A 14,271-nucleotide genomic window follows, 5' to 3' on the forward strand; every position below is an offset into this window, starting at 1 on the left:
AATATCCGAGGGTCTGATGGTGCCCCATGCTCGGGCCGCAGCCAAGTCGGCACGACTTGCCAAATCGGGGACAAAATATCCGAGCCCACCGCTATGCGTGTTCGGCCGCAGCGCCAGCCCGCACGACGGGCAGTCTGAGCCTCCTCAAGATCACTCGAGTGCCACGGCGGCATCCCGGGGTAGCGGACGGATATTCGCGCCAGCGAAGCCGCCACAGTAAGGACAACAAGTTTTCGTTCGTGCACGGAAGCGCCACTGTTGATGCCATGTGGAAAAGTCAGGCGGGTGACTGCAACCCCAAGGACTGCACCATCCTCGTGCAAGAACAGGACGGCTGTATTTCGCTAGTACGCGACGCGTCTTCGCACTCGTTCGGGGCCGCCACACCTGATCCGAAAGACGAGGACGCCGCTACGACCCAGGTGATGAGGGCTTCCATTGCCTCCGTCTATGCGTACCCCTGTCGTATTAGCGGGTCGGCCATATACCGGATGAGTGTCGTATGATCTTCGACACCCTGGGAACGGAAGCGAATTTAAGCATGGACGGCATTTCACTGGTACGAAAAGGTAGTCTACGAGCCATCACCCTGGCTTGTATGTTCGCCTGCACAGCCACTCTGGCCTCCTCGGCTCCGGCTGCAAGCAGGCTGCCTGTGGCTGAGCAACCATGGCCAACCAACGGCCCCGCCCAACGCGATTTTCCTACTGCCCAGTTCTATCTCGACAAAACATCAAGGCCTGCTCGCATCTGGCTGATCTCCGCTCCCCTGGGTGGCGTTGCGCGCGCCGTCGAGTTCTTCAGCGGTGAACAGGTAGATACCGTGAGTGTCACCACCGATGGAAAACGCGTCACATTCTTCGACTCGCATGGGCATCGATATAGTGAAGTCAAGACCTCTGCCTATACCGTCAATCTTGATCAACCGTCCACTTATGCTGCATGGCAGAGCGGAGACGCGGGTCACGACGTCGTTTTCGGTGCCGTATTGGGGGTCGGCTATGTCAGCAACGGTGAACGCGCTTTACTAGACGCATCACCCGGCGGGGAGAAGAAGTATTTCCCGGGGCAAGCATCGTGCGAGCCCCAGCCATACGTCGTCGAGACCCGCGGGACGAGGCATCAAGATACCGAGAAGGACTTCATCGAACGAGCCAAAATCCTCGCCGACTTCGACCGCACGCGAGCCTGCTGGACGAGTAAACCTCTCCAGGTAGTGGACCTGGAGGACAACACGTTCCTACTGTCGACTCAGGACCGGGTCTTTCGAATCAACAGCAAAGATGTTACTCCATCCGGACTTGCGCCCAACCTTAAGATTGTTGACGTGCCAACGGGCGATTTGAGTACGTCATTCTATGCATGCGTCGAAGCGTCGAGCGGTGTGACCGCAGCGCTGAACGATTGCATCGGCACCGAACACGATGCGCAGGACAAACGCTTGAATGCCGCCTACCGACGGCTACGCGATTCACTCGCGCCTGAGCTTCGCACTTCGTTGCGTGACGAGGAACGAGGATGGATTGTGGCACGCGATCGCGATTGCGCAGCCGATGGAGGTGGGACAGGCAGCTTACTCGACGCGAACCAGTGCGTATTGAATCAGACGGCGAGGCGGGCATCCGTGCTTGAGGCACGGCTGGCTCGCTAGGACCGTTCATCCCGGGGCTAGATTCGGTGAATCCAGGACCCCGCCAATGAAGTCACCGAGTAAACCGCAGACCTCAAGCAGCGATGACGCGAACCTCTCTCCAGGCCAGCCTCTGCCTCCCCACGTCTGTCGCCGGAAGGCCGGACTGGGACCGGCCACGGACGCGCCGTCAGGCAGCCAGGGCGCGAAGGATTTGCCCATCGCCAACTTCGAGCACGACGACGGCGGGCTCCGCATGATCAAAGGTCAACCTGTCCAGGTGGTTGAAGGAGACATGCTCACTCATCGCCAGAAGTGGTTGGCGCGCCTGTTCCCAGAGCCTGAGACGCTCCTGGTTGGCCGACACTGCGACGACAGAATCGGTGACCGCTTTGAAAGTGGCCCTGCGTGCATCAACGGCGGTGGAGAACCTCGTGAGAAATCCCTCTGTGCCGGACAAGCCCCCGGCGACCTGTTCAAGGGCGTCTCGCCGATTCATCGCAAAAGTCACCGATTCCGGGTAGCAAGCCACCAGCCGACATGCCATAAACCGCGCGGCCAGACAGTATTTCCACTGCGTCACCAGGTCCTCGAAGCGCTCCTGCCGTAGTCGCAGAGCCTTGGTCAGGCCGGCGGTGCCAAACGTATCGGGGTCTTTGAATGTCGCAACCTCCGCGATGACCGCCTCGATGTCTTTCTGCAGATGGCTCTGCGTCGCACGAAGCCCGGATTCATACTGCTCCAGCTGTGCATGCACGATGGCATTGAGGTCGCCCCGCAAGATGAGCGGCGCCACTTCCTGCAGATAAGCGATCGCAGCTTCAATGGCAGATTTTCGCTCGTTCTGCTGAAAAGTCTCAATGCGTCCGATGCCCTCAAGGACCTCGTTGAGCTTGCGACTGATGTCCGCCAGATGCTTCTGTGCAACAAGGACCGAAACTATCTGGAACAGTGCCGCGCCGTTGGCGAGATTGGCCAGGCGATCGTCTTCGAAAAACCGTGCATGCTCCACGAATCTTCCGTCGGGACCACGTACGAAACCACGCAAGCCGTTACCGTCGGCGGCTTGCGCCAGGGAACCATTGACGACGCACTTGAGGTAGTGGTGTGCACCGACCTCACCGGCCACCAGCTGGCTCGGGAGCGCCTGCAGCAGCGGGCTGAGCCGGTCGAGGCCGGATCCGAGGTCGATTTGCTGGACCCGTGCAGGCAGCAACGCGCGGTCGAACCCGGAGAACGACACCAGCGGTGCATCGGGCGACACGCCGACGTGAAACAGGGAATGGTCGTCCTGGCTTGCTACCCTCTGTATCCGGGCCAGGGGCTCTCCACACTGCCCGCAAAACTTTTCCTGACCCATGGCCGTCGCGCCGCAACCATCGCATTGGACTGCCGCAGCCTGCGGCTGCATTTGACGCAGGTAAGCTATCTGGGTCACACAGGGGACAGTCACCCGGAATGCTGCGCTGGCAAGGTCGTTTGCGGCAGCGGCCAACGCGGCGGGCCCGCTCAGCAATCGGCCCAGGGCGAACTTGCCCACAGCTTTCGCCACAACTACCGGTGAGTTGAGATCCGGCAATTTGGTGCGCGACAACCACTGTGCAACGGCCGCTGCGGGAGCTCCACCGTTCAATATGGCGGCTCGCCACGCGGGAAGGCCTGCGCTGTCGCCGACCGATGTACCAGCAGCATTCAATGAACGCCGCTGTTCGTCGTCGATGACGGACCACACCTTTTCGAGACGGGCGGCGAGAAATTCGAGCTCCATACGTTCAACAGGCATCGCCCCCTCGGGCTCGCCGCCGACGTATGACAATGCGTCCGCGACTATCTCACGATAGGCGACGCCGCCTCGTCGGGCCAGGTTGGCGATGGAGTGGCCGCCAAATTGCTGCAGTTCGCCAATCAAAATACGGAGCGTTTCCCGCGAATAGATGCCGCGCTGGGACGCTTCGAGGAGCAGCTCTTTCACTGCAGCTGGCAACGCGAACCGCCCTTTTCCGTCGTCGGTCAGGTGCATCACCAGCACGCCAAGGTCACTGGCCCTGGATTCGGCGAGCAGGTTCAGCAGCGCGCTGTCGCCCTCAATATCCATCCGTTCCATGTGCACGCCTCCTCCGACGAAAATAGGTTTTGATGCCTATCGGCACTCTTCCGGAAATTCTTTAGCGTCGTTATTCAGACCAAGCCAACTGCGCCCGGGGCGCATGCTCACTCTTCAATTCGCCAGAAACGCGGTAGCTGTAGCCAGATATCCTTGCGGGATAATAAAACAGACACAGCGCCGCATCCGCATACCTATCGGAGGCAAATGTCCAGTTTCCGCCGAAAGTGCCCTGCCCCGAGTTTGGCACAATTCGCCGGTTGCGTAAGCGCCGCCCGTCGACTCGCTCTAGTCCCACCTCGTGTCAAAGCGTACATCTCGCTAACCTTGGCGATGGCCATGGATTTGCACCGCCTGAGGCAGCCGCGACCGGCGGTGTTCCGGGATTGCGCCACGTTGCCTGCGGCACGTCCACCAACATGGAGGTGACAGGCGCACTGGCGGTCGACATCATCGCGTCTCCTGATGCGCCCGGCACTCCCTCAATCGACTCATACGAAAGGCCATGACTGACACTGCATTCGAAGACTTCTGGGCGAACCTCATGTCGCTCGCTTTCAAGGACAACGGCAGCCCTGAAATGATTTTCAGGGGCGTGACAGACGAGTCGTTCAAGCTCATCCCGTCCATCGGGCGGGACACGGCCAAGAACACGCTCGGCGACATTTCGACCCTCGAGTCGAAGATGCTCCAGGAATTCAAACGCCTGACCGTCCCCTTGCTCAGGACACCGCCCGAAACGGATTTCGAATGGCTGTTCCTCGCCCAGCACTACGGCCTGCCGACCCGGCTCCTCGACTGGTCGAGCAACCCGCTGGTCGCGCTGTTTTTCGCCAGCGAAACGACCGATGACAAGGACGGTGCGTTTTTGCATCTGCGGCACATGGTGACCGACCAGTACGAGCTGTTCAACTACCGCACGGCCGACTACACGGCCGAGCAGAAAGCAAAGCGAAACTCGATATTCAAAATCCAGCCCCACCAGGGGCATATCATCTTCCTGCGTCCGCGGTATTCGGATGAGCGGTACCTCAACCAGCGCTCGGTCTTTTCGTGCCCTGCTGACCCCTTCTCCGAGCCCACGCTTGTGGGCATCGGAAAAATCATCATCCCGGGACGGTGGAAGCCTGAGATCCGACGGCGGCTCCGGGCGCTTGGCGTGTCGACCTCATTCATCTACCCGGGGCTCGCTGGCGTGGCCGGTGAAATCCGGTCGCACCATTTCCAGCCCGTCACGTCCGACCGCATGATCATTCTTACGGCGCGCATGGAGGTTCCCGCCGACTGACGCCCGAGGCGCCCGGTTGCGCCTGCCCTGTGGCGAAGGAGGCGTTTGCAAGCTCCTGCGAAAGGATGACGGACGCAGTACCATCCGGCGAACGCCCCGCAAAGGAATGCCGATGTCCCGCTGGTCCGAACAATTCCACACCCACCCCTTCCAGGCGTCCTGGATGAACCTCTCGACGGGGGCCGCCACCGTGGCCCTCCAGGATGACTCGGACCTTGCCACGGCCGAAGAGCTCGCCCGGCTGAGAAAGCTCGTCAGCCATCTCTCAACCGTGCTCATCTCGACCGATGCCGACCTTGCCGCGATGGACGCGCTCGGGGCGATGAACCAGAACGCCAATGCAGCGGCCGGTGAAGTCCAAGCGTTCAAGGACAACGGCAACCCGAGTCACCTGAAGAACGCCAACGCGCAGGCGGATGCGCTCGCCACGCACATCTACCGCTTTAGCCAGGGCGCCGTTCCCGACGGCAGCGAGGATGTTGTTGCCGCGGCCGACTCATTGCGAAAGTACGTGGCCCAGTGGCACGAGCAGGCAACCGGCCACCTGGAAGCGTTGCGTGGACAGGTCAGCGGGATTGAAGACCGGGCCGGGGCGGCAGACCATGCCATCGACAAACTCGGCGAGCGGCTGACGGCCATAGAGGGGCAGTTCCAGACCCAGCTCTCGGGCTTCGTGCAGACCTTCACCACGGCCGAGTCGTCCCGGGCAGAGCGCCATGACAATTGGCAGGCGGCCCAGCAGGTGAAGGCGGACGAAGCGTTTGCCACCACCGCTGCCAAATACGCCAAGGGTCTCGATGTACTCGGCGACTACCAAGACCAGGCCGGCAAGGTCCTGGGCACTGTGGTCAACACGTCGCAGGCGGGTGCGTATGCGACGTATGCCAACGAGGAGAAAGTCAGTGCCAACAGTTACCGGCGCCTCGCGCTGTGGCTGATGGCGGTCGCCGCCCTCGTTCTGTTCCTGCCGGAGCTCTGGCACATCGCCCAAGCGGTTGGCACCTACACGGTCGACTGGCAAAAGGCTCTCTACCGTTTGCCCTTCTCCCTGGTGCTCTTCGCCCCCGCCGTGTATCTCGCCAAGGAGTCGACCCGTCACCGCAACAACGAGGTGCTCAACCGGCGTCGCCAGCACATCCTCACCACCATCGAGCCCTACCTCGCCCTCCTCGACAAGCAAAAAGCCGAGGAGGTCAAAACCGAAGTTGCCAAGAGCCTGTTTACCGACGGGGTGATTGCGACGGCAGACAGGGATGAGGACACCGGCAACGTGCTGGCACAGCTGGCGAACCTGGCCACCACACTGATGAAGAAGAAGACCTAGCCGATGCCGGCAGCGCCCGCTCCCGGCTCCCCCGTCTTAACGTCAACTTCCCTCTCCGGGTGGATGGCCGCCCGAGTGCGGCGGCGTCCCCAGTCCGGATGCCGGTGTCGGTGTGGGCATTGGTGCGACCGGCGGGAGCGACGGGGTGCCGAGCTGGCCTGGTGGAATGCCTGTTGACGAGATGTAGCGGGGGGCGTTGTGGGTCGACCAAGTGGTCGTCGTTGCGCGCACGCCAGTGCGCTGCAGTTGAGGGATCCAGGTGACCTCCGGCATGCCCTGTGGTGTCCCTTTCCCTTCGTCGGTGAGGGTGACGTTGCCACTCCCCGACCCTGCCGGTGGCCTCGCGTCGTCGATGAGGCGGCGGACGCCGTTGATGGCTGCACGCACTTAGGCATTGTCATCCTTCGAAGGGCTGAGCGCCGCGTCAGGCGCCTGCAGGGCCGCCGTCAGCGCCGACTTCCCCTCCTCGGCGCTGGACAATTCCTCGGCCAGACGCTTGGCAAGCGTGCCGGTCTCATCCGCACTGCCGTCTTGCCGGTTGAGCAAGTCGAGGAGGGAGACCAGTTGGTCATTGATGGAAAAGCGGGGTAGCGGACGCGGTGGCCAATCTCACTCGAGCCTTACTCAAAGAGGGTTCGCACCTGAAGCTCGACCTTGGTGACCCGCTGGAAGACCTGGGTTGCGAGCTCGTAGTGCACGGAACGTATCCGAACTTGTGGTCTCGCACCGCAAATCCCTGGGCCTCGAAGCGCCTTCGCAGTTCACGGTCGTCGCCTTCCCGCACCCAGGCGGTCGGTGTGCCTTCGACCCGGCAGGTGAGCCGGATGGCCCTGTCGAGGGCAAAGCAGTCGTCCTTGGACAGGTGCAGAACACGGACGCCAACGAGGTCGCCCATCCGAGTGAAGTAGTTCGTCTCGTCGATTCCCCGGTAGCCGCCCTTGGGACCATCGGCGGCTTTGCGCACGAGCTTGGCCATCACATGATCGGGGTCCTTGATGCGGAATTTCACCGAATGGGCGCCGACGAAAAACTGAAGATGGTTGGCGAGGGATTGTCCAACGTAGGTCAGAAGGTTGTTATGTTCGACGTGATCGCGGGCGATGGCTTCGAGGGTGGAGAAGTCGAACCCGCTCTTGCGCCACTCGTCGTGGGTGAGTACGTGCTGTTGCAGGAAGGCTTCAGGTGCATCCATGGAAAACGCTCGTCGTCAGTCGATGGGAGTTGGCGTGGGTTGCTGCTTTGATGCGCCGCGCCCTGTCGGGGTAACCGCTGCACCAGCATCCGGCGGCGGGTCGCCATTGACGGGTGTGGCCACTCGGGGGCCGCCAAGCCCGGCGCGGCTATCCGGGTCGAGCGATAGCCAGGCCCGCGTCGCCCACGCTGCACGGAGTGCGGAGAGGCTGTGCTGTACCGAGCCGATGGCAGCCGCCAAGGTAAGCATGAGAACAACCAAAAGGACGCGCTGGACGAGGAGGCCTTCCCTGAGCAGGGATTTGAGGTCGTCTGCGCCCAATGTCCGGCAGACGATGGCGCGGTTTTGCTCCCCAAAGCCCGCACGGTCGGTACCGGCCTTGCAGTCGTCGACCGTCATCACGTTACCGGTATCACTCCACACCGGCCGGGCGGATGTCTGGGTCGCAACGAACCATGTGCCGTCATGGCGAAGGCGCAGGTATGTCCCGTCATCGAGCAGGTGAGCGGCGGAAATGGCAATCGCGCCGGCGAGGATGGCGCGGCCAATCCCAGCCAAGGCTTTTCGCCCGAGCAGTGACGGGAGCTTGTCGCGGAGGGCGAGCTTGTGCCGGTTGAAGTACTTGCCACAGTCGCCAAGGACACCGACGTCAATGCCCCTGCCCCTGGCGAATTCAGTCAGCCGGCGCGCCTCGGCGAGTGAATCGGCCCACATCACGAGCGCCCGAAAGCGCATGAGCTCGAAGCGCTCTCGCACCGCCTCGTCGAGCCACGCTTCCTGGCCGTCTGCCCGGTGGTGGAGCAGCCGCCAGAGCCGCTGGCGAACCATGAACAGCGATCGCGAGCGGCTTACGACCCAGATGAAGGGACCGACGACGAGGACGACGGTCAGTACAGACGCATACGGGGCCGAGAGGCCAAGGGCGGAGACATCCATGTGGGGTCCTGTCAGCAAGGGAAAGGTCGCGGCAAGCGCTTCAGCGCTTGACCCGGTTGGTGACCGCAGCGAGGCGTGTCACGCCGGTCCACACCATCGCGCAAAGAAGTCCAGGCAGGACAATGACGGCCAATGCGCCGGCCCTGCGAGGAGACGAGCGGGCCACCCACGCTGCCACGTGGGGACCGTTGGCGTAGTACCACCGGGAAAAGGCGCGACCGGCGCTTGATTGGGCGAGGACGTCATCGCGAAAATCCCTCAGGAATCGGACCGGGAAGTTGTCTTCGTTCCCGAACGTGGCGGTCACGACAAAGCAGCCGGGCTGCGCCGGGCAGGGGCTGGGCTTGGTCGCGGACGGCTTGAGTTCGACCAGACGTCCGTGGACGTCGTCAATCACGCCCCGCAGGATCTTGACGTAATCCGGCGTGGCCACCCGGACACGCTTGGCGTTGCTGCTGACCGGGTCGGGATAGGTGACACCGGTGATGTTGTCCTCGCACACCGAAAGGAGGTTTTCGAGGGGGACCGGATTGTCTGGCGAGAGTCGTGCGGCCATCTCGTAACCTTCTCGGACCTCGACACAAAGCGTCAGGTGATCCTGGAACGTGCCATCGACGGAAGCGAACTTCTGCGCGTGCTTCGTCGAGAGATTGAACAGCGCGGTTGCGATGCTGTTGAGCTCATCGGAGAGCATCTCCCGTGTTTCGATGTCATGTGCGGCAGTCGCCAACAACACGTGGTTGAACGCGGTACGCGTTTCCTGGAGGCGATAGGACTTGAGCGACGAGAGCCAGCCCGCCGCCCTGCCCTTGATGAACCATGCGATGCGGTTTCTGGCATCGAATTCCAGCACCCGATTGGCAAAGTCGTACGCTTCTTGGTGATTGCCTGCTTCATGCGCTGCGTTGGCAAGCGCGAGGAGGTTTTCGAGATTCGGGCCAACCGTGACCTGCGTGATGCCGCGTGTGGCTATGCTGCTGCCGCAATACATGCATACAGCGTGGTCGATGTCGTCGGGAATCTGAATGCTCTTTCCGCACGATGAACACACAACGGGCAAAAACGGCATGGTGGAACGTCCCTTTGCCTTGACGGCACGATGATGGGCGACCGCAGGTTTGCCCTCTGCGGGAAAGGCGCTGCGGCCGGATTTGCCTCGTCCGCCCTTTTACGGGACGTCTGTGCCCCGGCGTTCGACGTCGGGCCAGATGCCCCTCATCACCTCGGCAAGGATTGCACCACGCCGGGAGATGGCCGCTTCGTTCCAAACTTTGGCATGGACGTCATCGAAGAAGTAACGGGTGAGGTTGAGCCGTGAGAATTTCAGTAGCTCCGGGCGCTTGGTCTCCCACGCCCCGTTGCTCAACGAGGGGTTGAGGGCATCGGTGATGAGGGTGAGGTTGCCGAACGAGTGGAGCAGCTGACTGCGGCGGAGGCGTGCATCCTGTGCTGCTGCAGCGTCCATGGATAAGTCTTCCAGCGGCCAGTGCGTCGTCCAGGATCGTGGCATGACGTGTTCGATGGTGAGGTTCACTGGTAGTGGCAGGCGTTCCGACTTGGCGTGGTCGAGCGCTCCGTCGACGGCTTCGAGTACCGCGCGGACCTTATAGTTTGCCATCTGATCGTAGACGGGCCGGGAGAGGACCGCATCGACAAACTCCGCGTCCGTCGGAAACTTCTGGCTCTCGGCACTGCTCCGTGAGAGCCACGCGGCGACGTCGGTGGCAAGGACTACACCGCTTCTGGCCACCGCCTTCGTCAGGTCAATGAAGAGGCGGTTGTAGTTCTTCGTCGTCAGCCCGCAGACCATGCGGCGAATGAGGAAGGACTCGAGAACACCAAGGACGCTGTTGAATTCCGCCTCGTTGTCCGGCATCAACGCATCGTGGGCAAGCAGCAGGAACGGGTAGACCGTCGTCGTATCAACTGCATCGAGCCGGCGGAGGAACGTGCCGAGGCGACTGTTGTGACCGGCCTCTCCAAACGCACGGTAAATCCGGCCGAAGCGGACCATCATGGCCATGTGTTCGGCGGCCGACCGCGGCGCCGCGATGATGCGGTTTTCCTTCTTCTCGCGGCTGGCGACAAAAGCCTTGAAGGCACTGAACAGATGTGCAGAGCGGACGTCGTCTTGGGTCAACAATGCGAGATAGTGGTTGAGGAAGACGTCAATCCGCGGTCGGTTGAGGCGCCCTTGCTTGACCTCGGTGCGCCAAAGCGGGTCGTCGAAGTCCGCCCAGAGCTCCTCGTACAACGACTCGACGTTTGCTCCCTCGCCCATGGCGCGGCGGAATAGAAAATTCTTGATGAGGTCGGCCGGGAGCAACGGCTCACCGAGCGCATTCATGGTCTCGAAGATGACCTGCGCCTCATCTTGTTCGTCGAGGTCGATGACGACGAGATGCAGGCGGCTTCGAACCACAGTCCAGATGGCGTCCAAGCGCTCGTCCGCACTTGGCTGCACGGGCAGCGGACCGTCCTCACCCTCAATGAGGATGGTCAGCCACGCCGCAAGCTGGTGCCAGAAATACAGGTAGGCGCCCACGATGTTCGATGAGGAGAGCGTGGGATTGACCCTGATGCGTGTGGCCAGGTCATCCGGGGACGTCGATTCAAGCACAGCGCGGTAGGCCACTCGATCTGCATTGGTCGGCAGCAGCTTGAAGGTCTCATCGCGCTGGTCGATACGGCTGTCGCGATTGCGGACCAGGTCGCCGAAGCGTTCGGCATAGCGGGCGTTACCCACTTTCCGGGAAAGATCACGGCAGACCGCCATGACGATTTGCAGTGTGGTGAACCGCTGCTGGCCGTCGATGATTTGCCTCGTGCCGATGGCCCCTGTGGCGTTGGCCAGTTGCTCGAGGACGGCCGCCCCGAGGAAATGAGGATGGACCCTGCCTGTGGTCAGCTGGCGGGTCAGCAGGTCCTCGATGTCTTCCCACAGTGCCGACCAGCCCCGTTCGGCGTCCCAAACGTACGGGCGCTGGAACAGGGGAATCTGGTACTGGATGGCGCCATCAAAAATCTTTTCGAGGTCGAGCGTTCCGGCTTTCATCAAATCTTCCGTGCAAAAAATGAGGGAGGTCAGGCAAGGACGCGAACATCCTGCATCTGGCCATCAATGAACTCGACCCCGAGGCGGATGGAGTCGTCCCGGTGCTCGAGCAGCAAGGTTGCGTCCGAGAACCGGGACGATACGGTCGAGACGGCATCAGCCAGGGAGCCCTGAGTCTCATTGCCACGCTCACGCACCCTCTTCCGCCGTTCTTCGAGTGTACTTTCGAGATTAAAAAAGGCATTGAATGCGCTGGCGTCGCGGTCGGCAACAGTGCCCACCGTCGCCGCCATCGCGTCGGACGTGTGGATGCTTGCCCTGATTTGGTCTGCGAGGACGTCGCAAAACGCGTCGTTGCCCGGAAAGAGCGACAGCACATGCCAGGCGAGGACTTCCGTCTTGAGGCAGGCCACGAGGCTTCGCCTGATGTGGTCGAGGTCATCGTAGCGACGGAGCGTGTCGGTCAGGAGGTCACCGGTCCCGACCATCTCCCCATGCTCGATTTGCTGCCCGAGGCGACGCTCGAACCGGTGCACCAGGGTTCGCTCCATCTGCATGAGACGGTTGGTGGACGCATGCACACTGGTAAGCGCGTCCTTCGGTATATCGCCCATTGCGACCGTTCTCGCGACGGTCACCAGATAACGGTGCATGCCTTCGAGTTCGCCCGTGAACGCATCCTCGAGCATCCCCTTGATGTCGTCGATTCCTTTCTTGAGCTCATCGAGCTTGCGGGAGATGTCGGCCATGTGCTTCTGGGCAACGACAACGGAGGCGACCTGCCAGACGGCCGCCGAATTCACGAGAGACTTGAGGCCTTCCGGATTGAACAGTTTGGCCAGCTCAATCACCTTGCCATCGGCACCGCGGGCGTAAGGCAGCAGGTGGCTGCCGCTTGCGGCATTGGCAAGCGGGCTGTTGATGACCACCTCCATGAGCTGACGGCCCCGGTGGCCCTCGGCGACAAGAAGCGAGGGAGCGGCCTGCAGCATCGCGCCCATTCGAGTCAGCGGACCGATGCGCCCCTTGCCCGGGACGGAGGGTGCCCGGTCAAAGGCAGCGGCGTCCGGGAAGATGCCGAGTTCAAAGGCGGGATGCGCTTCGGTAATGCCAACCACGATGCGCGACGCGCGTTCCTTCGGCGACCCGACCGGCACAATGGGGGGCGCCCCCGGACGGATGGCGAATGAGGCATCCCGCCGTTTGGTCTGGTGCAAAAGCCGCCAGACGACCAGCACGAGGACGGCGATGCCACAAAGGCCAACGGACAGGAATTGAACCTGATTGGATGACATGCTCCCCCCCTGAGGGACCGACTTCCCGGTCATTCGTGCCCGCCCACTCCCGCACAATCGTCCCGACAGCGCGGTCGCCTGTCGATTATGCGAACTGCCCCCGCGAGTGCAAGGTGGGCATTCTAGCAGCGCTTACCCTGTCAAAACCTGCACACCGCCCGTGGGTCCGCGGTGTAGGCGGCAGCCGTCTCGTTGTGGTAAGCGCAAAGCCACAAGAATCGCTCCCACCCGTGCTCAGGCGCGTCCTGGAACGCGGCCGAGAGTCGGAAAGCGTGGCGCTCAGGCCAAGCGACCATGTTGGCCTCATAGCCCGCATCAAGGATGGCATCACGCTCCGGCCCAGCGGGTGTGTCGAGGATGGCGTTGCGATCTTCCGGAGTCGAGAGCGCGTCCTGGGAGTCGAGGCAGATGCGGATGTAATCGAGGTGATGGAAGTCAACCGGCTCTCCGCCGAACGTACCGTCGAAACGACGGAACATGGTCAGGAACGGGTCGACCTTGGGTGGATACGGGTGCTGGCATGAATGGCTGGCGACACGGTCAATGAGCCGGGCGCCGACGACGAGGACCGGTATGTCACAGATGCCCGAGAGCCGTTGCGCGTCAACGAGGGCCTAGCTGACCAGATGCCACCGTCACCCCCCTGACCGCGCCTTTCGCGCACGCACCGCCCGCTGCGCCCAATAAAAGCCCCGCCAGGCTGCGAACGCGTGAGCCTGGGCGTCTGAAAGAACATGCCTGAGGGTCCGAGAATCATGGAAGCGGTAGATGTGCCTGATTTGACCCGTATGCGGGTCGCGGCGGTAGTGCTCTATCGGCGTTTTGGCGCGAGTCAATCCGTCTCGAAAGTCCTGGAAGTAGTCCCTGAACAGACCAATCGCCATCCTTGTTGAAAACTCCACAGCGTTCCGGTGGACCTCGAGGCCAAGACTCTGGAGTGCATCGTCAAAGGCTTCCGCCTCAACGCTCCCGGTCTCGAACCGGCGGCTGAGATCGACGAGCAGATTGTGCGGTTCAACAAGCGGCAGCATGTCGGCGACGCTCCAGGCAGGTGCAAAAGCTGTCTGGAACTCCTCAAACGTATACAACCGCACCGTTGTCAGAGGCGCTCCCTTGTAGGCACCTTTCTGGTATCCCGTCTTGGTGATGATCACACCAAAGTTCGCGCCCGATTCGAGCACATCCATCTTGAATGACTGGACTATCGAACGCTCTACCGGCCGGTTCCAGTGTTTGCATTCAACCAGGATCTTGTGGAACGGCTGCTCGTCCTTGCGGACCGCCAGAACATCGACTTCGGCTCTTCCACCGTTTGCCAATTTGACCGTCTTGCCCCGCCAGGCGTGGTAGCCGAGCTCGCGATGAAATCGCGGACCAAGATTTCAAGATGTCGGGGGGCGTGCACTTCCGAGATGCGCGTGAACATTCAACTCTCCTTCCGGCATGT

Annotated in this window: 11 protein-coding genes and 1 pseudogene; 3 read left to right on the plus strand and 9 right to left on the minus strand. The window is 61.8% G+C overall.

All coding sequences use genetic code 11. The features are described 5' to 3' along the window. The first annotated feature begins 502 nt into the window (after positions 1–502). Positions 503–1,651 carry a lysozyme inhibitor LprI family protein gene (locus FA87_RS19920; protein ID WP_052191289.1) on the plus strand — a complete coding sequence of 383 codons (1,149 nt, stop codon included), beginning with the start codon at positions 503–505 and terminating at the stop codon, positions 1,649–1,651. A gap of 169 nt (positions 1,652–1,820) precedes the next feature. Here the strand turns inward: FA87_RS19920 and FA87_RS10280 are convergent, their stop codons facing one another. Next, positions 1,821–3,734, minus strand: coding sequence for a hypothetical protein (locus FA87_RS10280; RefSeq protein WP_043694372.1), 1,914 nt, complete (start codon positions 3,732–3,734; stop codon positions 1,821–1,823). A 505-nt stretch (positions 3,735–4,239) separates the two neighbouring features. Here FA87_RS10280 and FA87_RS10285 point away from each other — a divergent pair. Next, positions 4,240–5,022, plus strand: coding sequence for an FRG domain-containing protein (locus FA87_RS10285; protein ID WP_239709057.1), 783 nt, complete (start codon positions 4,240–4,242; stop codon positions 5,020–5,022). A gap of 112 nt (positions 5,023–5,134) precedes the next feature. Continuing rightward, positions 5,135–6,346, plus strand: coding sequence for a hypothetical protein (locus tag FA87_RS10290; RefSeq protein WP_043694375.1), 1,212 nt, complete (start codon positions 5,135–5,137; stop codon positions 6,344–6,346). A gap of 387 nt (positions 6,347–6,733) precedes the next feature. On the opposite strand, the gene FA87_RS20745 is transcribed toward FA87_RS10290, so the two are convergent. The 8 genes and pseudogenes from FA87_RS20745 to FA87_RS10325 form a co-directional block, all read right to left on the minus strand. Next, the gene (locus tag FA87_RS20745) at positions 6,734–6,892 is read right to left on the minus strand and encodes a hypothetical protein (RefSeq protein ID WP_156128530.1); all 159 of its coding nucleotides are present in this window, start codon (positions 6,890–6,892) and stop codon (positions 6,734–6,736) included. A gap of 22 nt (positions 6,893–6,914) precedes the next feature. Next, positions 6,915–7,538, minus strand: coding sequence for a RelA/SpoT domain-containing protein (locus FA87_RS10295; protein ID WP_043694378.1), 624 nt, complete (start codon positions 7,536–7,538; stop codon positions 6,915–6,917). A 15-nt stretch (positions 7,539–7,553) separates the two neighbouring features. Continuing rightward, the gene (locus tag FA87_RS10300; protein WP_043694381.1) at positions 7,554–8,474 is read right to left on the minus strand and encodes a DUF6216 family protein; all 921 of its coding nucleotides are present in this window, start codon (positions 8,472–8,474) and stop codon (positions 7,554–7,556) included. Between the two features lie 40 nt (positions 8,475–8,514). Then, positions 8,515–9,543, minus strand: coding sequence for a CFI-box-CTERM domain-containing protein (locus FA87_RS10305; protein WP_043694385.1), 1,029 nt, complete (start codon positions 9,541–9,543; stop codon positions 8,515–8,517). 99 nt (positions 9,544–9,642) lie between these two features. After that, positions 9,643–11,529: a DUF262 domain-containing protein gene (locus tag FA87_RS10310; RefSeq protein WP_043694388.1), complete on the minus strand. Its 1,887-nt coding sequence runs from the start codon at positions 11,527–11,529 to the stop codon at positions 9,643–9,645. Between the two features lie 29 nt (positions 11,530–11,558). Further along, the gene (locus tag FA87_RS10315) at positions 11,559–12,824 is read right to left on the minus strand and encodes a hypothetical protein (RefSeq protein WP_043694391.1); all 1,266 of its coding nucleotides are present in this window, start codon (positions 12,822–12,824) and stop codon (positions 11,559–11,561) included. 140 nt (positions 12,825–12,964) lie between these two features. Beyond that, the gene (locus tag FA87_RS10320) at positions 12,965–13,303 is read right to left on the minus strand and encodes a hypothetical protein (RefSeq protein WP_043694393.1); all 339 of its coding nucleotides are present in this window, start codon (positions 13,301–13,303) and stop codon (positions 12,965–12,967) included. A gap of 156 nt (positions 13,304–13,459) precedes the next feature. Beyond that, positions 13,460–14,173, minus strand: a pseudogene (locus FA87_RS10325) (restriction endonuclease); the annotation flags it as partial. Between the last annotated feature and the right edge of the window lie 98 nt (positions 14,174–14,271).

Origin of the sequence: Luteibacter sp. 9133 (genome assembly GCF_000800155.1) — a bacterium.
GTDB lineage: Bacteria > Pseudomonadota > Gammaproteobacteria > Xanthomonadales > Rhodanobacteraceae > Luteibacter > Luteibacter mycovicinus.

Excerpts from the sequence above, each read along its gene's own strand:
- FA87_RS19920 (WP_052191289.1), top strand. The coding sequence starts at position 503 with ATGATCTTCGACACCCTGGGAACGGAAGCGAATTTAAGCATGGACGGC.
- FA87_RS10280 (WP_043694372.1), bottom strand. The coding sequence starts at position 3,734 with ATGGAACGGATGGATATTGAGGGCGACAGCGCGCTGCTGAACCTGCTC.
- FA87_RS10285 (WP_239709057.1), top strand. The coding sequence starts at position 4,240 with ATGACTGACACTGCATTCGAAGACTTCTGGGCGAACCTCATGTCGCTC.
- FA87_RS10290 (WP_043694375.1), top strand. The coding sequence starts at position 5,135 with ATGTCCCGCTGGTCCGAACAATTCCACACCCACCCCTTCCAGGCGTCC.
- FA87_RS10295 (WP_043694378.1), bottom strand. The coding sequence starts at position 7,538 with ATGGATGCACCTGAAGCCTTCCTGCAACAGCACGTACTCACCCACGAC.
- FA87_RS10300 (WP_043694381.1), bottom strand. The coding sequence starts at position 8,474 with ATGGATGTCTCCGCCCTTGGCCTCTCGGCCCCGTATGCGTCTGTACTG.
- FA87_RS10305 (WP_043694385.1), bottom strand. The coding sequence starts at position 9,543 with ATGCCGTTTTTGCCCGTTGTGTGTTCATCGTGCGGAAAGAGCATTCAG.
- FA87_RS10310 (WP_043694388.1), bottom strand. The coding sequence starts at position 11,529 with ATGAAAGCCGGAACGCTCGACCTCGAAAAGATTTTTGATGGCGCCATC.
- FA87_RS10315 (WP_043694391.1), bottom strand. The coding sequence starts at position 12,824 with ATGTCATCCAATCAGGTTCAATTCCTGTCCGTTGGCCTTTGTGGCATC.
- FA87_RS10320 (WP_043694393.1), bottom strand. The coding sequence starts at position 13,303 with ATGTTCCGTCGTTTCGACGGTACGTTCGGCGGAGAGCCGGTTGACTTC.